Annotated in this window: 24 protein-coding genes and 1 other annotated feature; of the genes, 2 read left to right on the top strand and 22 right to left on the bottom strand. The window is 51.7% G+C overall.

Annotated features, from left to right (window positions below):
* Window positions 1-83 precede the first annotated feature (83 nt).
* On the top strand, window positions 84-236 hold the full coding sequence (locus tag HP435_RS09755; RefSeq protein WP_167470286.1) for a hypothetical protein: 153 nt from the start codon (window positions 84-86) through the stop codon (window positions 234-236).
* Between the two features lie 163 nt (window positions 237-399).
* Here the strand turns inward: HP435_RS09755 and HP435_RS09750 are convergent, their stop codons facing one another.
* The 9 genes from HP435_RS09750 to HP435_RS09710 form a co-directional block, all read right to left on the bottom strand.
* Complete coding sequence (locus HP435_RS09750) at window positions 400-1,578, bottom strand: NAD(P)/FAD-dependent oxidoreductase (protein ID WP_173597470.1); 1,179 nt, start codon at window positions 1,576-1,578, stop codon at window positions 400-402.
* Window positions 1,579-1,617: 39 nt separating this feature from the next.
* Window positions 1,618-2,067 carry a DUF1641 domain-containing protein gene (locus HP435_RS09745; protein WP_122964221.1) on the bottom strand — a complete coding sequence of 150 codons (450 nt, stop codon included), beginning with the start codon at window positions 2,065-2,067 and terminating at the stop codon, window positions 1,618-1,620.
* Window positions 2,068-2,357: 290 nt separating this feature from the next.
* Entirely contained in the window at window positions 2,358-3,023 is a 666-nt protein-coding gene (locus HP435_RS09740; protein WP_173598625.1) for a PilZ domain-containing protein, read from the bottom strand.
* A gap of 8 nt (window positions 3,024-3,031) precedes the next feature.
* Window positions 3,032-4,309, bottom strand: a complete 1,278-nt coding sequence (obgE, locus tag HP435_RS09735; protein WP_122964223.1) for a GTPase ObgE — start codon at window positions 4,307-4,309, stop codon at window positions 3,032-3,034.
* A gap of 13 nt (window positions 4,310-4,322) precedes the next feature.
* A complete protein-coding gene (locus tag HP435_RS09730) occupies window positions 4,323-4,907 on the bottom strand; it encodes a Spo0B C-terminal domain-containing protein (RefSeq protein WP_122964224.1) in 585 nt (194 codons plus the stop codon).
* A 181-nt stretch (window positions 4,908-5,088) separates the two neighbouring features.
* Entirely contained in the window at window positions 5,089-5,382 is a 294-nt protein-coding gene (gene rpmA, locus HP435_RS09725) for a 50S ribosomal protein L27 (protein WP_063230242.1), read from the bottom strand.
* 7 nt (window positions 5,383-5,389) lie between these two features.
* Window positions 5,390-5,740 (bottom strand): ribosomal-processing cysteine protease Prp, encoded by a 351-nt coding sequence (locus HP435_RS09720; protein ID WP_122964225.1) that lies wholly within the window; start codon window positions 5,738-5,740, stop codon window positions 5,390-5,392.
* A gap of 15 nt (window positions 5,741-5,755) precedes the next feature.
* Window positions 5,756-6,067: a 50S ribosomal protein L21 gene (gene rplU, locus HP435_RS09715; protein WP_173597471.1), complete on the bottom strand. Its 312-nt coding sequence runs from the start codon at window positions 6,065-6,067 to the stop codon at window positions 5,756-5,758.
* Between the two features lie 10 nt (window positions 6,068-6,077).
* Window positions 6,078-6,156 (bottom strand) — a sequence feature (ribosomal protein L21 leader region).
* Between the two features lie 52 nt (window positions 6,157-6,208).
* Window positions 6,209-7,699: an Rne/Rng family ribonuclease gene (locus HP435_RS09710; protein WP_173598626.1), complete on the bottom strand. Its 1,491-nt coding sequence runs from the start codon at window positions 7,697-7,699 to the stop codon at window positions 6,209-6,211.
* Window positions 7,700-7,829: 130 nt separating this feature from the next.
* On the opposite strand from HP435_RS09710, the gene HP435_RS09705 reads away from it, so the two are divergent.
* Entirely contained in the window at window positions 7,830-8,342 is a 513-nt protein-coding gene (locus HP435_RS09705; RefSeq protein ID WP_309539009.1) for a GNAT family N-acetyltransferase, read from the top strand.
* Here HP435_RS09705 and HP435_RS09700 read toward each other — a convergent pair.
* The 13 genes from HP435_RS09700 to HP435_RS09640 all read right to left on the bottom strand — a co-directional run bounded on the left by HP435_RS09700 (window position 8,339) and on the right by HP435_RS09640 (window position 19,964).
* Window positions 8,339-9,175 (bottom strand): M50 family metallopeptidase, encoded by an 837-nt coding sequence (locus HP435_RS09700; protein WP_122964227.1) that lies wholly within the window; start codon window positions 9,173-9,175, stop codon window positions 8,339-8,341. The two genes, HP435_RS09705 and HP435_RS09700, sit on opposite strands and share 4 nt — an antisense overlap.
* Window positions 9,168-9,947 carry a M23 family metallopeptidase gene (locus HP435_RS09695; RefSeq protein WP_122964228.1) on the bottom strand — a complete coding sequence of 260 codons (780 nt, stop codon included), beginning with the start codon at window positions 9,945-9,947 and terminating at the stop codon, window positions 9,168-9,170. Before HP435_RS09695 ends, HP435_RS09700 begins: the two co-directional genes overlap by 8 nt.
* A gap of 159 nt (window positions 9,948-10,106) precedes the next feature.
* A complete protein-coding gene (locus HP435_RS09690; RefSeq protein WP_005832370.1) occupies window positions 10,107-10,307 on the bottom strand; it encodes a cold-shock protein in 201 nt (66 codons plus the stop codon).
* Between the two features lie 234 nt (window positions 10,308-10,541).
* A complete protein-coding gene (locus HP435_RS09685) occupies window positions 10,542-11,672 on the bottom strand; it encodes an FtsW/RodA/SpoVE family cell cycle protein (RefSeq protein ID WP_122964229.1) in 1,131 nt (376 codons plus the stop codon).
* A 58-nt stretch (window positions 11,673-11,730) separates the two neighbouring features.
* Entirely contained in the window at window positions 11,731-12,525 is a 795-nt protein-coding gene (gene minD / locus HP435_RS09680) for a septum site-determining protein MinD (RefSeq protein ID WP_122964230.1), read from the bottom strand.
* Window positions 12,526-12,545: 20 nt separating this feature from the next.
* Entirely contained in the window at window positions 12,546-13,223 is a 678-nt protein-coding gene (gene minC / locus HP435_RS09675) for a septum site-determining protein MinC (protein ID WP_122964231.1), read from the bottom strand.
* Between the two features lie 113 nt (window positions 13,224-13,336).
* A complete protein-coding gene (locus HP435_RS09670) occupies window positions 13,337-15,778 on the bottom strand; it encodes a peptidoglycan D,D-transpeptidase FtsI family protein (RefSeq protein ID WP_122964232.1) in 2,442 nt (813 codons plus the stop codon).
* A 40-nt stretch (window positions 15,779-15,818) separates the two neighbouring features.
* Window positions 15,819-16,343 carry a rod shape-determining protein MreD gene (gene mreD, locus HP435_RS09665; RefSeq protein WP_122964233.1) on the bottom strand — a complete coding sequence of 175 codons (525 nt, stop codon included), beginning with the start codon at window positions 16,341-16,343 and terminating at the stop codon, window positions 15,819-15,821.
* Window positions 16,344-17,330: a rod shape-determining protein MreC gene (gene mreC, locus HP435_RS09660; RefSeq protein ID WP_173597473.1), complete on the bottom strand. Its 987-nt coding sequence runs from the start codon at window positions 17,328-17,330 to the stop codon at window positions 16,344-16,346.
* A gap of 15 nt (window positions 17,331-17,345) precedes the next feature.
* Window positions 17,346-18,389 (bottom strand): rod shape-determining protein, encoded by a 1,044-nt coding sequence (locus HP435_RS09655; protein ID WP_063230168.1) that lies wholly within the window; start codon window positions 18,387-18,389, stop codon window positions 17,346-17,348.
* A 47-nt stretch (window positions 18,390-18,436) separates the two neighbouring features.
* Complete coding sequence (radC, locus tag HP435_RS09650; RefSeq protein ID WP_122964235.1) at window positions 18,437-19,135, bottom strand: RadC family protein; 699 nt, start codon at window positions 19,133-19,135, stop codon at window positions 18,437-18,439.
* A 101-nt stretch (window positions 19,136-19,236) separates the two neighbouring features.
* Window positions 19,237-19,827, bottom strand: a complete 591-nt coding sequence (locus tag HP435_RS09645) for a Maf family protein (RefSeq protein ID WP_122964236.1) — start codon at window positions 19,825-19,827, stop codon at window positions 19,237-19,239.
* 8 nt (window positions 19,828-19,835) lie between these two features.
* Window positions 19,836-19,964, bottom strand: a complete 129-nt coding sequence (locus tag HP435_RS09640; RefSeq protein WP_229049943.1) for a DUF4321 domain-containing protein — start codon at window positions 19,962-19,964, stop codon at window positions 19,836-19,838.
* Window positions 19,965-19,981: the final 17 nt, after the last annotated feature.

Genomic DNA, 19,981 nt, shown 5'->3' with positions numbered 1-19,981 from the left:
CATATTCGGTTCACCTGGGTTACATGGCTATGTCGATCTTCGTACACACTAAAAGCGGTAAGAAAAGAGGAGGTGAAGCACGAATGGCAGGACGCGGAAAGTCAGACAAATCGGAGCGCCGCAACAATCATCCGGCTGGAAAACCGAGCAGCCTGGAGCAGTTCGGTTCTGATCTTCGGGGCAAAAAAATGGCGCAATCGCCTAACATCATCGAGGACCCGAGCGGCAATAAATAGCCGTCAACGGCCAAGCTTTTTCAGCAAACGGCCACAGGCGTATGGTCAGGCGCAAGCAGGCACATTTCCCTTGCTAAAAGCGAGTGAGCTGTTTTGTAAAGAAAAAAACCCCGGGATTTGTGTATCCCGGGGTTTGACGCTTGTTCGTATGGTTGTTTTTGGTTTAGTACGCGAGCGAAGACAAGCCGTTGATGTGAGTCAGGTAGCGCACGTTGCTCGCTTCCTTCATCAGCGTAGCTGGCAAGCCTTTCAGCTTCAACTGGCTTGCACCGATGGTTCCGATGGCATCTTTGCGGCCCAAGCTTCCGAGAGTACCGGAAAAGACTGGCTTGAACGTGTCCATTTTGGAGCCGTTGAAGTGAGCGAACAAGTTGTAGCCAACCACTTCACCCATTTGCCATGCCAATTGAGCAGTTGGCGGGTATGGACGGCCTTCTGGCCCCATAACCACTGCACTGTCTCCCGCGAGGAATACTTCCGGATGAGAAGTGGACTGCAGGAACTCAGTCACAGTTGCGCGACCGCGGTTTACTTCGATGCCGCACTCAGCCACTACGCGATTTCCTTGAACGCCACCAGTCCAAACCATTGTTTTGGTTTCGATGGTGTTGCCGTCTTTCAGGCAAACGGTTGTTTCTTTCATTTCGGTTACAGGAACGCCAGTCAGGAACTGAACGCCACGTTTTTCCAGGCTAGTTTTTGCACGCTCTACCAGGTCAGGAGCAAAGCCCGCGAGGATCGATGGTCCTGCCTCTACGCAATAGATGGACAGGTCTGCAAAATCTACGCCGTACTTGCGGCAAAGATCAGGCAGCATGTCAGCAAATTCGCCAACCAGCTCGATGCCGGTCAGACCGCCGCCGCCAACCACGAAAGTCGCATCGGCTTTGTTTTTGCTCTTGCTGTATTCCACTACGCGCTCTTCGAGGTGCGCGCGCAGACGGTTCGCTTCCTCTACGGATTTCAGTGTAAAGCTGTACTCTTGCAAGCCAGGGATACCGAAGAATGCGGTTTCGCTGCCCAGAGCAACTACGAGTGCATCGTATTTGATGCTCTCGCCGCTCGTCAAAGTGACGCGTTGCGATTCCAGACCGATTTTTTCAACAGTGTCGATCACCAGGTTGATGTCTTTTCCACGCAGCAGTCTTTCCAATGGCAGTGCCACGTTTTGTTCAGACAGGTTGCCTACTGCCAAACGGTGCAGCTCCGTGATGATTTGGTGCGTAGGGAAACGGTTCACAACCGTGATCGTCGCCTCTTCCGCCGTCATGTATTTGCGTGCAGTCAAAGCGGACAGCAAACCGCCGTAGCCGCCGCCCAGAATGAGAATATGCTTCGCCATGCCTAATCCTCCGTCCTTGTCTCTCGTAGGTTATCGTAATTAGCGTTTTTGTTGTTGGCGCTCAGCCAAAACTTCGAGGAATGCTTGTGCAAAACGCAATGTTTTTTGCACTTGCGGATCTTTCAGCATTTTGAGCATGCCAAACAAGCCAACGGTCGTTTCCTCAGTGTGCGCGCGGTCGTTTGCTTCAATAGCCGCTTGCGCGATGCCTTTTGCCTTGTCGGAAATCGGTTTGACGAACTCTTCCATACCGCCCTTGATGTCGTCGATGAGTACATGATCGTTAGCTACGGTGTTTACCAGGTCGTACGTTTTGGTGAGGATAGTTGTCATCTCGGCCAGTTTTGGCAAGTTTGCCACCAATACATTCAGGGATTCTTGAATTTCTGGTTTCATCAACTGATCGAGTACATCCATTTGTTGCTCAGGTGCCAGAGTAGCTGTGCTTGCTACTTCTGCTTGAGCTTGTTGCGTGGTTGTTTGAGACATGGAAAAACGTCCTCCTTTGCTTTGGAATAGAGGCCTTCATTCTCGATGCCTGTTCATACGAGTTACGGCCGCTATTCTCCCAAAATACCGAAAAGCACGTGTGCTTGTAATATTTTTCACAAAGCGAATGATACAGCTACGTGGAATAATCAAAAGTGCATGATTTCACAAAGTGATATTCAGGAAAAAGCACAGAACAAATCCATCAGGTGAACAGGCTCGATTTAGAACTCTATGTACTCTACTATATACCTTCTTCGCGGGAACAGCAAAGGAAAAAAACCGCTTCCTTAGGAAGAAGCGGCAGTTGAGAGCTTTTTATAGTAATCTTTGATGACTTGGTGATGTTTTTCATTGATATCCGTAAAAATTAACTCGATTACTGTCTGCTTGTCTTCGAAGGTCTTTTCCACGATTTTTGCCATCATGACGATTTCTTGCCCAGTCGAAGGAACCGTGAAAGAAAGGTGGAGAAACTCCCCTTTGGCCACATAACCTTCTGTTGCGAGTATCAGTCGTGTAGGGGAAAATTTCAGCAGCACAGCCTCCCCTTTTTCCTCGATCGGTCTTGCGCCCATCACCTTGTACGGGACGCGAATGTCAATCCCGGGCGGAATGGGTTCCTGCTTGCGGCTTGTGGCAATCTCGACGCCGACGCTGACCGGAACCATCGCCAACAGCTTGATAGGCCATATCGTTTCTTCCGAAATCACTTCCAGATCAATCGTGTTAATCGCCGCATCCGATTCCCACCGAACACGCACCGTTGATCCGAGCAGTTCGGCCTTTGCATCGGCCTTCATCTCAAGAGAAACGACGAGATAACTACTTTTGACATGCTCAACCATTACTTGAATGGGCGATTTGACCTGTCTAGAGATCATCATCGGCAATGAAGCACCGCGTTGGAGGCGTTTGTCCGCCATAAAAGGGGTGAGGGATGGGATATCAATCATTCTGTTTGTCACTCCACAAAGTCAAACTCTAATTTGCCAATCCGAACGGTATCCCCGTCTCTTGCACCGTGTTTGCGCAATGCCTCGTCCACACCCATGCTGCGCATCTGTCTCGCGAAGCGCTGAGCTGCGTCATAGCTGTTGAGGTTCGTCATGCGCACCAATTTCTCGATTTTTTCACCGCTGATCACGAATACTTCGTTGTCGCGAGTGATTTCAAACGGCTCCGGCTCTTTCTCCGCACGGAACATCACGCGCTCTTCCACTTCTTGTACTTCTTCGACTGTCGGCTTGTCCGGAATTGTGGACAATGTCTCGCCTACTGCGTACATCAGTTCCTTGACACCTTGCTGGGTCGCTGCCGAGATTTCGAAAACTTGAACACCTGGCACTTTTTCTTTGAAGCGCTGCAAATTTTCGGCCGCTTCCGGCACGTCCATCTTGTTGGCAGCAACGATTTGCGGACGATCTTCGAGCTTCAGGTTGTACAGCTTCAGCTCGCGGTTGATCTGCAAATAGTCTTCGTACGGATCGCGTCCATCCACTCCCGCCATGTCAATGACATGGACAATCAGACGAGTGCGCTCTACGTGGCGCAGGAATTGATGACCAAGCCCCACACCTTCGTGCGCTCCCTCAATCAGCCCTGGCAAGTCAGCCATGACGAAGCTCTGTTCGCCCAAATCCACGACACCGAGATTCGGAGTCAATGTAGTAAAGTGATAGGCAGCAATTTTTGGCTTCGCTGCGGTCACACTGGAGAGCAGCGTAGACTTCCCTACGCTCGGATAACCAACCAGACCGACGTCGGCAATCAGCTTCAGCTCCATGACGATGTAGCGCTCTTGGCCAGGCTCGCCGTTCTCGGAAATATGCGGCGCCGGATTCGACGAATTGGCAAAACGGATATTACCCCGTCCACCGCGTCCGCCTTTGGCGATCACAGCACGCTGACCATGCTCGATCAGATCGGCGATGACTTCTTTTGTATCGTCATCGATCACAGTCGTTCCCGGCGGTACGCGAACAACCATATCCTCCGCACCTGCTCCGTGCTGCGACTTGTTGCGGCCGTGCTCGCCGCGTGTCGCCTTGAAGTGTCTTTGGTAGCGGAAGTCTACGAGCGTGCGCAGTCCTTCGTCCACCTCGAATATGACATCTCCGCCTTTTCCACCATCGCCACCTGCTGGCCCGCCCAGTGGCACGTACTTCTCTCTGCGGAAAGAAACGGCTCCGTTACCGCCGTCTCCACCTTTGACATAAACTTTTACCTGATCGACAAACATGGTGCCACCTCTTTCATTGCGCGAATGGAACCAGCAAATCCAGGACCCATTCGTCTTCCGTATGTATCCACTCGGTGACCTCCACCGTACTTTGCTCGCTATTCCGTATCAGCTTTTCCAATTTTTCCATTCCGGATGCATTCAGCTCTCCGGCCAGGTCAAAACGAAAATGAACGCCTCGTTGATCCGCCTGCAAGCTTACTTGCATACTGGCTGGTTCGTAGCCGCTTTGGTCTACATGATCGTTCACTGTGCATAATATCTCTGACACCAACTGAAACAAGTGCTGCTCGCCTAATGCTATTCGCGTGAGATCCACGTCATTGCACACGTCTACTTCCAAAAGCATTTCCTTGTTCAGCGCATTGAATGTCAAGAAGAAGACGGACAACAGGGAGTTGTTCAAACGGGCGACCATCGATTCCTGCATCGCCATCTGCGCGATGCGCTTCAAATGCGCCTCTCCCTGCTCAGTACGGTTCATATGCAAATAGCCGAGCAGAACCTGAACGTGGTTCAACCAGTCATGCCGCTGCCGGTTCAGTACGGCCAACAGCTGGTCTGTCTGATGCGTAAGCAGTCTCCGCTCGTCCCCCATCACATTCACCCAAGTCGATAAGAATTTCTTTCTTAACTATTGTACCATAAAAGGGGGCCAGACAATGAGAAAACTTGGCTGCGCCCAACTATTTTGACACAAGTCTTATTCCCAAAATCCGCCTACCCGAAACCAAAAAGAAAACCCAGCACCGATGCTGGGTTTTCTTTTGGAAAAATATTTACGCTTCGGAAGCAACTGGCTCGATCACAACTTGTTTGCGATCGCGGCCCAGACGCTTGAAACGAACAACACCATCTGCAGTTGCAAACAGAGTGTCGTCTCCGCCTTTCATTACGTTCGTACCTGGGTAGATCTTCGTTCCGCGTTGGCGAACGAGGATGTTTCCGGCAGTAACGAATTGACCGTCACCACGTTTCACGCCCAGACGTTTGGAAATGGAATCGCGTCCGTTTTTAGTGGAACCTACCCCTTTTTTCGATGCGAAAAACTGAAGGTCCAAATTAAACAGCATGTTCATATCAGACACCTCCCTGCCATTTATGGTCATTCACTTTTACGTATTTCCCGTACTGCGCTTCTACCGATAACAGAGCGATCACCATGCTCTCAGCCAAAAGCTGCTGCTTTTCTAGTATGTCCGCCGCTTCTTGCGAAGCCAGCGTCCATTTTAGAAAGCCGCCACCTTCTTGGGCGACTGATACTTGCGGTGTCAGTCCTGTCAACGGCTGCACGCTGTTTAATATACCAAAGCTGATGCCTGACACGGCAGAACAAACGATGTCCGCCCCATAGGCACCCGCATTGGCATGTCCGGAAATACAAATTTCATGGATACCGTGCTGCGCACGGCTCACGATCACTTCAATCATATCAGGTCACCAAAATTAAGCGTTGATCTTTTCGATCACAACTTTGGTGAACGGTTGACGGTGACCTTGTTTGCGACGGTAGTTTTTCTTGGCTTTGTATTTGTACACGATAATTTTTGCAGCTTTACCGTGTTTTTCTACTTTACCAGTTACCGTTGCACCAGCTACTGTAGGAGCTCCTGCAGTAACTTTGCCGTCTTTGCTTACGAAGAGAACTTTGTCAAAAGTAACAGATTCTCCTTCGTTGCCAGCCAATTTCTCGATGAAGAGAACGGAACCCTCTTCAACTTTGTATTGCTTTCCACCGGTTTCGATAATTGCGTACACTGTGTGCACCTCCTATACTCAGACTCGCCTCTACAGGTGCGCCGTCTGGCGGCGACTTATGTACCCGATTCGTGCGGTTACAGTATGCACGGGGCATAGCTGCATGACAACCATTAGGTTATCATAGCTGCAATTGCCCAGTCAAGTTATTTTCCATTGTTTTTCGTACAGACGCTTTGCTTCTGCCGTATTTCCCGCATATGCAATCCGGTACTCGTCTGGAGCGAGCCGCGGCTCCTCACGCTTGAAGACGCGTAGCGGCCAGCTTTTTTCATCCCCTGTCGTCTCCAACTGCTCAACGAGTTGGAACAATCTGCCGGAAAGCTCCACCACAGCTGCCTCCACTTGCTGCGAACGGGCCAATCCTGCAAGTTCGTTTTGCAACCGCCGGATGCTCTCATCCCCGCGCAAAATTCGCCCGCGCCCATCACACACCGCGCACGATTCCGTCAGCCGCTCAGAGAGACTCGCTCTCACCCGCTTGCGCGTCAATTCGACCAGTCCAAGCGCTGTCATGCCATGGACTGTAGAAGGTGTCGCATCGCGGGCAAGCTCTCTTTTCAGCGTCGACAGCACGCGTTCTTTGTTGGCAGACTCTTTCATATCGATAAAATCGATGACAACGATGCCGCCAATGTCGCGTAATCTGAGCTGTCTGGCTATTTCTTTGGCCGCCTCCACGTTGGTTGCCGTGACTGTCTGCTCCCTTTGCTGGCCGCCCGCTCCGGTAAAAGAACCGGTATTGACATCGATCACGGTCATGGCTTCTGTCTTGTCAAACACCAGATGTCCGCCGTTTGCCAGCGGCACCTGACGCCTGAGCGCCTGTTCCAGCTTGGCCTCCAAGCGCAGCGCGTCAAACAGCGGCTCCTTGCCTGTATGCTTGCGCAGCAGACTTTCCGCGTCGGCAGAAAAGACCGTCAGCATGTCTTTGATTTGCCGATACGTGGCAGCATCCTCCACGATCACCTCATCAAGCCCTTCCGCCAAAGCTTCGCGCAATATCGCTTCGATTCCATCGAGATCGTGACCGACCCGACCCGGCGTCTTTTTCGCCTCCGCTTGCTGGCAGACGCCTTCCCAGCGCTTGCGCAAATAGGCCAGTTCGTTTGTCAGCTGCTGTCCGTCCACGCCAGCCGCTTCCGTCCGCACAATGACGCCTTCCCCTTCAACGAGCAGCGGCGCGATGGTTTCTTCCAGTCGTGCCCGTTCTTCCGGCTGGCTGATTTTTCGCGATATAGATATCCCCGCTTCTTGTGGCAGATACACGTGGTAACGTCCCTGGAGACTGACTTTCAACGAGATTTTCGGAGCCTTCCATTCAGAGGCTTCTTTTGTCACCTGACAAATAACCGCTTGACCAACTTGCACCCGCTCGGAAATGTTCGGCTTCCCTTTTCCCGCCGTTCCTTTGTTCAGCGTATCATCTACGTACAAATACGCGTTTTGTCCACAGCCGATGTCGACAAAGGCAGACTGGATGCCCGGTTTTACGTCCGCGATCCGCCCGTAGTAAATCTCCCCGGCGCTGACAAGCCCGTCCGTCTCCTGCGTCCGCCATTCGATCAGCTGTCCGTCTGCCAAATACGCGATCTGCACGCCGCTTCTGCCGCTGATAGCCAATTGTCTCATTACGCTCACTCTCCGCACTTCCGTCCTTTTTCCGGCACCCAGGCAGGATTGCCGGACATACAGGAAGTAATCTATCATAGCCTGCCGTAAAAGAAAAGTCATCGCAGCGGAGCAATCCATCAGACAGCTTGTGCCCGACGATGCCATCCATTTGCTCAAATGGCTCGCGGACGAGCAGGTTCTCGCTTTTTACGAAGGTCGTGACCGCCCCCATGACGCCGCACTTGTCCAGGAGCATTTTTATTCCACAGACGATGATGAAGGCGTGACGCGCTGTCTCGTCTGCCATGAAGCGGTCCCTGTCGGCTACCTCCAGTTTTATCCGCTCGATCCTGCGACCAAGGAAGAGTACGGTTACGCCAAAGACACGATCGTCTACGGCATGGATCAGTTTATCGGCGAGCCGGCCTACTGGAATCGCGGGATAGGCGCTGACTTGGTACAGGCTGTAATCCGCTATGTTCATCAGTTGGGAGCAGCGGTCATTGTCATGGACCCGCAAGAATGGAACAAACGAGCGATCCGCTGCTATGAAAAATGCGGTTTTCGCCAAAAGAAAAAGCTTCCCCGGCACGAGTGGCACGAAGGAAGCTTGCGCGATTGCCTGCTGATGGAGTGGCGCCCATCTCCCGCTGAAAACTAGAGGAGCTTGCCGACCGCAGCATCGTGTTTCTGTTCGAATAACAAGGCGTGCAGCAGCTGCTCCTCTGCCAACAGCCCCGCCCCCTGTACGTAAAAAAGGTGAGAGCGGCCACGCCGCAGCTTGTGGGATACAGCCAACACCGTCTCCTCTGGACGGACGCGGATAGCCTGTACGTTTGTTTCCTCTTGCCTGCGCCCGTACTTTTCCACCAGAAAGCGAAAAAACTGGTACGGAAAGCGGACGAATGCCTGAATGTTCATCGCCAGCAAATACAGCCCGATGATGATCAGGTTGAGCTTCAGATCAAAGCCGGACACCCCGACCAGGATGCCAGCCAAAAGGGTGCTGCCCGTCATGGAGACGATCGCTGCCTGCCGATAAGACAAAAAACAGCACAGCACCCCGAGCACGATCCTCCCGCCATCCAGCGGCCAAATCGGCAGCAGATTGAACAAAGCAATCGTGGCGTTGCTGACGAGAAAAAACCGGGACCAGTCCTCCGTCCAGACACCTGTATACCAAAACAGGTACGATGCCGCCATCATCACTACATTCATGAACGGCCCGGCCAACGCTACGACAATCTCATCCATCGGGTCTGTCGCATAGCTGTTTTCTACTGTCGCCACTCCGCCAAAAGGGAGCAGCTGGACTTCATGCACTCTCCACCCCAACTCCCGAGCCATTGCCACATGTCCCAATTCGTGTATGAGCACGATCACGAACAGCGTAATTACTTCCAAAAAGTGGCCTGTCAGCACAGACACACCGATTACCGCCCAGAAGAGCAGGTGAATGCGAAAGCGTATGTCCAGCCATCCACCTCTATTCAAACGGGATCACTTCCAGCGGATCGACGAACTCTTCCTCTGCCCTGGCCGCAAAGTACAGGTGACGCTCTTTTCCGTTCACCACCCGCGCTGTGCCGATCACTTGACCGGGTGATAGCACCTCGTCTTTTGTCACTCCGACGCTGTCCAGATTGCCGAGCCACACTTCCCGGCCTTTTGTCAGCCGGACGATCACAGTCGTTCCAAAGCCAGACTGCTCTCCGACGTACGTAACCCACCCGGCCTCCCCGATCTTCACTTGCTCCCCTAAGCCCGTATCCAATACGACCTTGGCGTTTTGCAGTTCAAACGGCTTCACGATTTTCCAGCTTGCCGGCAGCCGCCAGACAGCGACATCTTTGGCTGTGCTGGTTGCAGGAACCGCACTCGGTCCCTGCATCGCAGGCAACAAGGTGGGGATCGGTCCAAAACGCGCCTCGTACCAATCCGCTACGCCAGTGAAATTGAAATCCCGGGTCATGACCTCGCGCGCAGAGTCTTTCCAGTTGGCAGGAATCAAGGACGTCTGGAACAATAAATAGGCCGTTCCCAGCAAAAGAATGGAAGCAAACACTTGCAGCCCCCATTTTTCGTGAGAAGGCGGCTTGTTTTCCTCATCATTTTCCCTGAGGGGAAAATCGTATGGATCAGACTGCACATCAATGGGATCTTTCCAATCATCCACGTAAGGAGAGAAACTGTCTCGTGATTGTGTACGGATTCGCTCCAGTCGCTCCCGCCGTCTTTCTTTTACACGATTTGCTCCACCAAACATGTCCATCCCTCCGCAGGCCAAGCCTTTGTTCCATCTTATGACTTGTCTACCCGCTTTATGCCGTCGTCTCCTCGTGCGTTCTTCGTTGCTCTCGCGTATGGCGAAAATGCAAAAAAGACAGTCTCCCTGTTGAGAGACTGTCTCTGAATCTGTCGAAGTTTACAGTTTAGTTACGCTAGCAGCTTGTGGTCCACGGCTACCTTGAACGATTTCGAACTCAACTTTTTGACCTTCGTCCAGAGATTTGAAACCTTCAGACTGGATCGCGCTGTAGTGAACGAATACGTCGTCTCCACCTTCAACTTGGATGAAACCGTATCCTTTTTCTGCGTTAAACCATTTTACGATACCTTGTTGCATGAAACAAAACCTCCCTGAACATTACGCCCCATGAGGCGAAAGAGTGTAGCGTTAACCCCTTTTTTACAGATAAGCCTTTTGCGTCAAGGAAAAAAGTCGGACAAATTGCGATTGACCAATGGTGACGTCTCTCACAACCGTACGACTCCATAACCAATCATCCAAACCACTATAACTTGTAAAAATGGTTAACTTAGGATGATTTTATCATATACTTTCCGATTTGTCACGCATTTAGTCAAATCGCAACTTATCCTTGCGCATGCCAATATTGAGGACAACCCCGATGATCAAAAAGTTGGTGATCAACGAGCTCCCCCCGTAACTGATAAAGGGCAACGGAATCCCTGTAATCGGCATCAACTGGATCGTCATGCCGATATTCTCAAAAATCTGGAAGGTGAGCATCCCCACCACGCCCGCCACCACGTAGGAGCCGAACGGATCTTTCGCTTCCATCGCGATGCGAATCATGCGGTAAATCAAGGCGAAGAACAAAATCATCAACAGCCCTGCGCCCATGAAGCCGAGCTTTTCGGCAATGACCGTGAAAATAAAATCGCTTTCCCCGACAGGCACCCAGCCAAAGCTCGCCTGTGTCGGCGTGTTAATGCCTTTTCCGAACAGTTGGCCCGAACCAATCGAGATCAGTGCCTGCTTCAACTGAAAGCCTTTTCCCATCGGGTCCAGATCGGGGTCCATCCAAAAGACGACGCGATCCCACTGGTACGGCTTGATGATCTTGAAAAAAACATCTTGCTTGTACTCGTACAAAAGCGTCATCGCCGCAAAAAAGCTGCCGATAATGCCGCCCAAGTACAATACATGCTTCATCCGGATTCCACCGACGATCAGCATGGTAGCAAGCATCCCTGTAAAGACCATCGCTGTTCCCAGGTCAGGCTGCACCAAAATCAAAAGCAAAGGAACGCCTACGAGAGCCGCTACCGGAATCAGCTTGTAAAAATAGTAAAAACGATCCGGGTCCTCCGCCCGTTTGGACATGAAGCGGGCGACCGTCAAAATCGTAAACAGCTTCATCGGTTCTGAAGGCTGGAACAACACAGGCCCCAAGTTATACCAGCTCGTCGTATTGTTGATCGGCGTTGTCTTAAAGACTCCGATCAGCAAAATCAGCCCCAACGTGTACAAGACGTAGGAGAAGTTGTGAAAGAGCCGATAGTCAAAAAGCAATACCCCTCCGAGCACGATAAATCCGATGACGTACCACATCACCTGTCGATGGGCCGTGTCCAATCCGGCAGCTGATCCGGAAATGCCCAGGTAACTGAAGATGCCAAGCCCGGCCAAAATCAAGATAATGGTCCAGTCAATCGATTTTAAATGTCGTTTTTCCAGGTCCATGTTTTTCCTCCTAGAAAACGTGACTCCCCTCTTTAACAGAAGGGGAGCCAAGTATACCCTATTTTAACCCAAAAAATTTGCGCATTTTCGTGAAGACCCCAGCCTTTTCCTCCAGCGGTTGCAGAGGAACGGCTTCTCCGAGCAAGCGGCGCGCCACATTGCGATACGCGATCGACGCACGCGATTCATGATTCATGACAGCAGGCTCGCCCTGATTGGCCGATTTGATGACATGATCATCATCAGGCACGACACCGATCAAGTCAATGGCAAGCAAATCCAAAATGTCTTCCACGTCAAGCATGTCGCCGTTTTTTACCATGTGAGAGCGCACGCGATTGATGACGAGCTTTGGCATCCCCACTTTTTCCCGCTCCAAAAGGCCGATAATGCGGTCCGCGTCACGGACAGCCGCCTTTTCTGGAGTTGTTACGACGATGGCCTGATCGGCTCCCGCTACTGCGTTGCGGAAACCTTGCTCGATGCCTGCCGGGCAGTCGATAATCACGTAATCAAATTCACGCTTGAGCTGCGTGATGATTTCCTCCATCTGCTCAGGCGAGACTGCCGATTTGTCCTTTGTCTGGGCAGCAGGCAGCAGGGAAAGGTTCTCGAAGCGCTTGTCCTTGATCAGCGCTTGCGGAAGTCGGCAAGCGCCTTCTGCCACGTCCACCAGATCGTAGATGATCCGGTTCTCAAGACCCATGACCACGTCGAGATTGCGCAAACCGATATCAGTATCTACCATGCACACCTTTTGGCCCAGCAATGCAAGTGCTGTTCCCAAATTCGCGGATGTGGTCGTCTTGCCCACGCCGCCTTTTCCTGAAGTTACGACTATTCCAATACCCACGTCCGTTCCTCCTCTTTCCCTCAACCCTCACGCTTGTTCGCGCCAAGATCCGGGCGTATTCGCGACAAGTAGTTCATTTTTGCTACGAGCATGGTCTCATTGTCCAGATAGGCAAACTCTGTCCCTCCGGAATGATTCGTCCATTCTTCTCCAGGCTTGCTGATCACATCGGCAATCCGCAACTGGGTAGGACTCATGACCGCAGCCGCTATAATCACCTGTGCATCGCCGGAAATACCTGCATGGGCGTAACCACGCAGATGACCTAGCACATAAATGCTTCCTGTACTGCGAACCGTTCCCCCGGGATTGACATCCCCCAATAAAAGCAAATCTCCGTCAAACTCCAATACTTGACCAGAGCGAACGGTGTTTACCTGTATGGAAAAATGGGTTTTTAGGCGTTCAGCAAAAGCTTCCTCCCGTGTGATCACGTCGGCTTCGATCGTGTGAATCACCAGGTTTCCTTTTTGCCGGATAATTTGTGTCAACTGCTCCTGTTGTTCAGGAGTGCAGTAACGTTTCCCCAATTTTATGGATACCCGTATCAGTGGCCCCGACAATATCTGTTGGTGGCTATGCTCTATTTTTTCACGCACATCGGCCAGCAGTTCGTCGAAGGAACAGGCATCATCCATAAAGAAGACGAGACCTTCTTTAGTCCCTTTGATTGTGACCTTGCTTTTCACAGTCGTCACCCGGTTTCACCTCGACCGATACCATTCGCCATACAGAAAGATTTCTCCTGCTCTGCATGAAAAATTTGCCGAATCGGGTCAAATGCTGCTGGGCGAAGGTCTCGTCCCGTTATTTATTTAGAGGAGGGCGGATTTGGAATCGGTACTCCGTTTGTCAAAACTCCCGGATTCAATTCGTTGTAAGCTTCCAGCAAACGGCGCGCGATCGGACCAGTCGCATCCGAACTGGATGTCCCGTCCCGCAAACTGTTTGGTGCGACGACGACAAACACGAGCTGAGGCTTCTCATACGGCGCAAAGCCTACAACCAGCGCGTTTTCCGCACTTTTTCCGGTCTGCGCTGTACCGGATTTCGCCGCCACGGCAAACGGCAACCCGTTAAAACGCTGAACCGTACCGCCTGGCTGCGTAACCATGCGCATCCCTTCTTTTACGACCTGGATGTACTTGGGATCGATGTTGACCCGATTCAAAACTTGCGGCTCAATTTGTGCAAGCGTCTGTCCTTTTTGCTTCGGATCGGTCGTGCCTTTGCGTATTTCCTTGACCAGGTGCGGACGAACCCGGTACCCGCCATTGGCAATCGTCGAGACATATTGCCCGATCTGTATCGGTGTAAACAAATCGTACTGACCGATCATCGCGTCAGCCAAGTTCCCGTAGTACAGGTTCGGGTTTTCCCAGCCTGTCTTCTCGCCCGGCAGGTCAATGCCTGTTTTGACGCCAAGTCCGAACTGGGCATTGTAGTAATCCAGCACGGAAAATTGTTTCTCCCAGCCTTCTTTACCTTTTCTCGCCAAGCGGATCGCCATTTCGTACATGTACGTATTGTTCGAAACTTGCAAAGCGCGGCGCGCGTTGACGATACCGTGTCCGCCAGCCTTCCAGTTGCGCTTGTAAGAAGTACCGACATTCAAGCCCCCACGGTCATTAATCGGTTCGCTTGGCGTCGTCAGCCCTTCCTGCAACGCGATCATGACTGACAACGGCTTGTAAGTAGAGGCAGGAGGGTACGGTGTATAAATGAACCGGTTGGACTCGTTCGGCAAAATGAGCGAGGTGTAGTTTTCGTTGAACGCCTTGCGATCGTAGTACAGGTTCAAATCGTAATCCGGGTAGCTGGCCATCGCCAAAATCTCGCCCGTATTCGGATTCATTACCAAAACGTGCGCATCCTTGAACTCTTTTGGTGTAGTAGGCCGCTTTTTAAACGCCTCTACCTCTTCTTTCAGGATCGCTTCCACCTTGCTCTGGTAGCGCCAGTCCATCGCGAGCACGAGGTCGTTGCCCGGCTCCGGCTCTCTTCCCGGCCGCATTTCCTTTTTCACCGTCTCCGAGTTTTTGTTTACGAAGACATCCATGACGCCGTCCTTGCCGCGCAAATATCTCTCATAGGAGCTTTCCAGTCCGGTGACACCAACGCGGTCAATCGCATTGTAGCCTTGCGCCTGATACTCTTTCAGGCTCTCGGGGCGAATCGCGTTGATGTAGCCGAGAAAGTGCGTTCCGAAAGCAGAGCCATCCGGGTCCCGGAAAATTTGCCGGACAGGCTCCAGCACAACGCTAATCCCAGGCAGCTCTGTACGGCGTTCTTCGATTTGAAACATCTCATTGTCTGTGATGTTTACCTTCACACGCCGCGGGATATAGCTCGCCATCTGCGGCGAGCGCATCTCCTGCAAAAGTGAGAGCTTGTGCCATTGAAATTGCCGCTGCTCCGGTTTGAGCGGAAGTTGTACATCCAGTTCAAACAGCGAGGCGTAACGCAACAGCTCCATGTCGGATTTGTCAGACAGTCCGTTGGGGGCAGGCAGTTTGCGAATTTGCGCCTTCACTTCCTTGCTGAGGGCATCGCGATCTTCCTTGTCCAACGTGAGCGTCAGCTGCATGTTGGCGCTGATCGCCATCTTCAGCAGCTCAAAATCGGAAACGTTGTCTTCCGTCAAGGCTTTCTCTGCGCTCTTGTTGTTGGCATTGAGCTTTTTGATCACGTCTTTTCGCTGCTTGTCATCAAATGGCGAACGTACGCGCAACCCTACATACAGAGCCGTCTTCACCAGCTCGAAATCGGACATGCTGTCCACCGCTTCCTGCTTGGGAACAGCTTGCAGCTTGGCAGCTACTCTGCTTTTCAACGCGTTTGTTTCCTCATTGTTAAAAGCAATCGGCAAAGTGGAGCCCAAGTCGATCGTCTTTTTGAGCAACTCTTTGTCCGTTCCCGTTTTTCCGATATCAGGAATCAGGATTTTCGCGAGTCGGTCAGCGACTTTTTCTTCATCGATGTCTTGTCCTTGCTCTTCGACGTATTGAACAGTGTAAACAGGCTTGTTGGATACGAGCACCTCGCCGTTTTTGTCCATGATTCGTCCGCGCGGAGCAGGAATTGGCAACTCGCGGATACTGAATTTTTCCAGTTCATGCCGATACTGCTCCCCTTCAACCAGTTGGACGAAAGCGAGCCGCAAAATGATCGCAGCAAAAAACAGGAAGACGATCAGAAACAAAATATTAAGACGCACGGGTATGTGCGATTTGGGTTCTTTGGTTTCTTCCACGAGTGATCCTCTCCTTTCCGGGAAATTCCCCGTCTCCATTTCAGTCCATGTGCATTTCCTTTTTGGCGAGTACCTTGTTGCATCCGTTCTTGATCGGCACGTACACAATCAGGCCAAAAACGAGATTCAACAATACACTTGGCAAAATTTGATGAGTGAGAATCCACTGCACATCGTAAGGAGCGACCGAGAACAGACGGTACAGAGAGTACAAGAGCCACTCGTGTCCAAACAAAATCAAAAAGCTTGTCACGAACACCATTCCGATGCCCCTTTGGAACAGCAAGACAATCAAGCCGGCAAAATAGCTGGCAACCATCATCGACATCGTATAAATGCCGATGACTTGTCCAAACAAAACATCCTGCAAAAATCCGAATGCCAACCCGTAGTACAGCCCTTCCCGTCTGCCGAGATACATGGAAATGAAAATACAGCATACGAGCGCGAAGCGAGGGACTGTCATCCATGACAGTCCCCATAGATCAGGTGAGAGGACCTGCATGACTGTCCCTTCCAGAACAAACAAGACCACGACACCCAGTGTCAATAAAAACCTCGCCATCTACTGTCCACCTCCGCCAGTTCCAGTGGAAGGTGTTCCCGTCGAATTGGGCGTTGCCGTTTTTCCTCCTGTCGCAGGCGCCTCTCCAGTTGGCTGCTTCGGAATCAGCTCTCCGTTCGGGGAAATGGTAAAGTCACGCTCTACCACCATCACTTCGCTCAATTGCGAAAAATCTGCGCTTGGCTGTATGTAAGCCGTTTGAGTCAGCCCGTAGTCATCCGGGACGATCCGAACAATATAGCCAAGCGGCAAATTCCGCGGAACGACTCCCCCGCGCCCAGAGGTGATGACTTGTTGCTTCGGTTCGATTTTTTTGCCCCAAGGAATTTTGCGCATGACGAGCAAGCGCTCCTGCGGGTCGTATTCCTCGATGACGCCGCTGATAGGCTCATAAATCGTTTTGCCGTCCACAACCTGCGTGGCTTGAATATCCGCTGAAATGTGATCGCGCCGCTCATAGCTTGTCAACAGTTCAACCGTAGCGGAAAAGTTGGCAACACTTTGTACACGCCCGATCATCCCTTTTGCCGTAATGACCGCCATATCTTTTTTAATGCCGCTCTTCAGTCCCAGATCGATCGTAATCACGTTGTTCCACGTATCGGGATTGCGAGCCACGACTTCCGCAAACAGGAGATTATACGAAGATTTCAGCGTATTTTTCGCTTCCAGGTCTTTGCGCAGCCGTTCATTCTGCGCTTTGAGATCGTGCAACTCTGCTGTCAAACGGGCATAATGATCCAGTCCCGCCTTCAATGCCTTATTTTCCTCATATACACTGTACGCTTCTTCAATTTCCTGAAAAAAGCCAGAAACAGCTTGGGCAGGGCGATAAAACAAGCCCTGCACCACGCTGAACGTATCTTTGAAAAACATTTCTGGCCATGTCAGGTTATCCCGTTCACGAGAAGTGAAGCCAACGACGGAGATTAAGAGGACCAAGCCTACAAGTACAATAATTAGCCGCTTATTCCCGAAAAACGACATGCCCGAAACCTCCGTTTATTTACCCCGTTTTTGTCGGGAAGAGGTGATGCCTTGTTTCGATTTGAACAGGTGGATATTTTCCAATGCCCGACCTGTTCCGATCGCTACGCAATCCAGCGCATTTTCCGCAACGTGCACGGGCATACCTGTTTCCTTGCTGAGCAGACGATCCATGTTGCGCAGAAGCGCGCCACCACCTGTCAACACGATCCCGCGATCCATAATATCTGCCGCAAGTTCCGGCGGACTCTTCTCCAAAGTCACCTTCACGGCTTCGATAATCGCTGCGACTGTCTCTGCCAGGGCTTCGGCAATTTCCGTGCTGCTGACAGAGAGCGTCTTAGGCAAGCCTGTTACGAGGTCGCGACCGCGAATATCGACGTTCTCCGGTTCTTCCGGTGCGATGGCGGAGCCAATCTCCAGCTTCAAGGTCTCTGCTGTGCGCTCCCCGATCATCAGGTTGTAGCGACGCTTGATGTACTGGATGATCGCCTCGTCCATCTCATCTCCAGCCACGCGGATGGAACGGGAAGTAACAATCCCGCCCAAAGAAATGATCGCTACTTCTGTCGTACCCCCCCCGATGTCGACAACCATGCTTCCGGTAGGCTCCCAAACAGGCAGATCGGCTCCGATAGCCGCTGCGAACGGTTCTTCAATCGTGTAAGCCTCGCGCGCACCAGCCTGCTTCGTCGCATCCTCAACGGCGCGCTTCTCTACAGCGGTAATGCCAGAAGGCACACAAACCATTACATTCGGGCGACGACTGAACAGGCCCTGGTTTTTTTGAGCCTGATTAATGAAATAACGCATCATCGTTGCTGTCGTGTCAAAATCTGCGATCACTCCGTCCTTCATCGGACGAACAGCCACGATGTTTCCAGGTGTACGGCCGATCATGCTTTTGGCCGCATTTCCCACCGCTTCAATAGAATTGTTGTTCGTGCGAATCGCTACTACAGAAGGTTCACGCACGACAATTCCTTTTCCCTTGACGAAAACAAGTGTATTGGCAGTGCCGAGGTCAATCCCCAAGTCACGTGTAAATCCACCAAACATAAAAAAACTCCTTCCAATAATATACAAATGACAAGCATTATTAACTCCTACAAGTACCCTTGCTCTTTTAAGCTGACGTACCTGCCATCCCCGATAATCACATGATCCAACAATGAAATCCCTACCAGTTCGCCCGCTTCACGCAATGTGTGCGTAATCGCGATATCTTCCCTGCTAGGTGTCGGATCTCCACTCGGATGGTTATGTAGGCAAATCACCGATGCGCTGCTACGACGGATCGCTTCTTTAAAGACTTCTCTAGGGTGTACGATGGAAGCGTCCAGACTGCCTACAAAAATAGTCTGCTTGCCAATCACGTGGTTCTTCGTATTTAGAAAGAGGCAGACAAAGTGCTCCTGTGTCAGATGAGCAAGCTCAGGCGACATCAGGTCAGCTACATCGCGCGGCAAACGGATGGAGGCACGGCTTATCCGCGGTATGCCCACCAAGCGGCGTCCGAGTTCAAAAGCGGCATGCAGTTCAACCGCTTTTACCTGGCCGATCCCCTTCAGTTCTCTCAGCTCAGCGTGAGAGGCTTGCGCCAATCCACGCAAGTCACCAAATTTGGCTAACAAGCGCTGCGCCAACTGATAGGCTGTCTCCCGCTCGCTGCCTGTCCTCAGCAAAATGGCAAGAAGTTCTGTATCAGACAGATGGACCGCTCCTTCGCGAAGCAGTCGTTCACGTGGACGGTCATAGTAAGGGACGTTTTTGACGTCTGTTTTGTTACAGGTATTTGCTGCCATTTTTCGCCGCCTCCAGCCTCTTTCAAATTCGTCAACGGCTGACTCTGATGAAGGTCATGGGGCGGTTGGCCGTTGTCACTTTTCAATAAAGCGAAACAACTTTACAAAATGGACATCCCGAAACGCGCAAGCAGATTGGAGGTCAAGCACAGCGGCAATCCGACTACCGTAAAGTAATCTCCGGTGATCCCCTCCACAATCGTGGCTCCGATTCCTTGAATCGCATAGGAGCCTGCCTTGTCCATCGGCTCCTTCGTTGCAATGTACGACTTGATCTCTGCTTCGCTCAACGGGCGAATCTTCACTTGGGTATGGCTATGCGCCACCTCAGAGCGTCCAATCGCTGCGTCAATCAGGGCCACTCCGCTGTAAACGGTATGTTCTCGCCCCTGAAGCATGGACAGCATGCGAAACGCGTCCGCTTCGTCTTCTGGCTTGCCCAGTATTTGTCCATCCAGAACGACAATCGTGTCGGACCCGAGAACGACGCCTTCTGTCAAGCGATCGGCCACTGCATTTGCCTTGCGCAGAGACAGTTCTTCCACTACTTCTTTTGGCGACAAGCCTGGCGCAGTCGTCTCGTCGACATCGCTCGTCATTACCGTAAACGGAATCCCCAACGCCTGCAACAGCTCTCTGCGGCGAGGCGATGATGAAGCAAGAATGAGAGTATCCTGTTTTTTCGTCGTCATTTTTCAACCTACTTTATCCGTCGATGTATCCAAAACGCGAGGGCAAGTCCCCCGATACTGGCTAGATTTAGTTTTACCTGAAAGTTCAGGTCGTACTTCAAAATTTCTAAATCTGCCGCAGGTGACCATGTGATCATCTTGCTTTTGGTCAAAA

It is taken from the genome of Brevibacillus sp. HD3.3A (genome assembly GCF_013284375.2).
GTDB lineage: Bacteria > Bacillota > Bacilli > Brevibacillales > Brevibacillaceae > Brevibacillus > Brevibacillus parabrevis.
Note: the sequence above shows the minus strand (reverse complement) of the source record. Positions and strands in the feature narration are given on the sequence as shown.

Bases quoted from the DNA above. Each gene is read 5' to 3' on its own strand.
- HP435_RS09690 (WP_005832370.1), bottom strand. From the start codon at position 10,307: ATGCAACAAGGTATCGTAAAATGGTTTAACGCAGAAAAAGGATACGGT.
- HP435_RS09755 (WP_167470286.1), top strand. From the start codon at position 84: ATGGCAGGACGCGGAAAGTCAGACAAATCGGAGCGCCGCAACAATCAT.
- HP435_RS09740 (WP_173598625.1), bottom strand. From the start codon at position 3,023: ATGATTGATATCCCATCCCTCACCCCTTTTATGGCGGACAAACGCCTC.
- HP435_RS09655 (WP_063230168.1), bottom strand. From the start codon at position 18,389: ATGTTTGGTGGATTTACACGTGACTTGGGGATTGACCTCGGCACTGCC.
- HP435_RS09745 (WP_122964221.1), bottom strand. From the start codon at position 2,067: ATGTCTCAAACAACCACGCAACAAGCTCAAGCAGAAGTAGCAAGCACA.
- HP435_RS09730 (WP_122964224.1), bottom strand. From the start codon at position 4,907: ATGGGGGACGAGCGGAGACTGCTTACGCATCAGACAGACCAGCTGTTG.
- rpmA (WP_063230242.1), bottom strand. From the start codon at position 5,382: ATGCTGTTTAATTTGGACCTTCAGTTTTTCGCATCGAAAAAAGGGGTA.
- HP435_RS09685 (WP_122964229.1), bottom strand. From the start codon at position 11,672: ATGGACCTGGAAAAACGACATTTAAAATCGATTGACTGGACCATTATC.
- mreD (WP_122964233.1), bottom strand. From the start codon at position 16,343: ATGGCGAGGTTTTTATTGACACTGGGTGTCGTGGTCTTGTTTGTTCTG.
- HP435_RS09640 (WP_229049943.1), bottom strand. From the start codon at position 19,964: ATGATCACATGGTCACCTGCGGCAGATTTAGAAATTTTGAAGTACGAC.
- HP435_RS09695 (WP_122964228.1), bottom strand. From the start codon at position 9,947: ATGTTTGGTGGAGCAAATCGTGTAAAAGAAAGACGGCGGGAGCGACTG.
- HP435_RS09720 (WP_122964225.1), bottom strand. From the start codon at position 5,740: ATGATTGAAGTGATCGTGAGCCGTGCGCAGCACGGTATCCATGAAATT.
- obgE (WP_122964223.1), bottom strand. From the start codon at position 4,309: ATGTTTGTCGATCAGGTAAAAGTTTATGTCAAAGGTGGAGACGGCGGT.
- HP435_RS09710 (WP_173598626.1), bottom strand. From the start codon at position 7,699: ATGAGACAATTGGCTATCAGCGGCAGAAGCGGCGTGCAGATCGCGTAT.
- HP435_RS09645 (WP_122964236.1), bottom strand. From the start codon at position 19,827: ATGACGACGAAAAAACAGGATACTCTCATTCTTGCTTCATCATCGCCT.
- radC (WP_122964235.1), bottom strand. From the start codon at position 19,135: ATGGCAGCAAATACCTGTAACAAAACAGACGTCAAAAACGTCCCTTAC.
- mreC (WP_173597473.1), bottom strand. From the start codon at position 17,330: ATGTCGTTTTTCGGGAATAAGCGGCTAATTATTGTACTTGTAGGCTTG.
- HP435_RS09750 (WP_173597470.1), bottom strand. From the start codon at position 1,578: ATGGCGAAGCATATTCTCATTCTGGGCGGCGGCTACGGCGGTTTGCTG.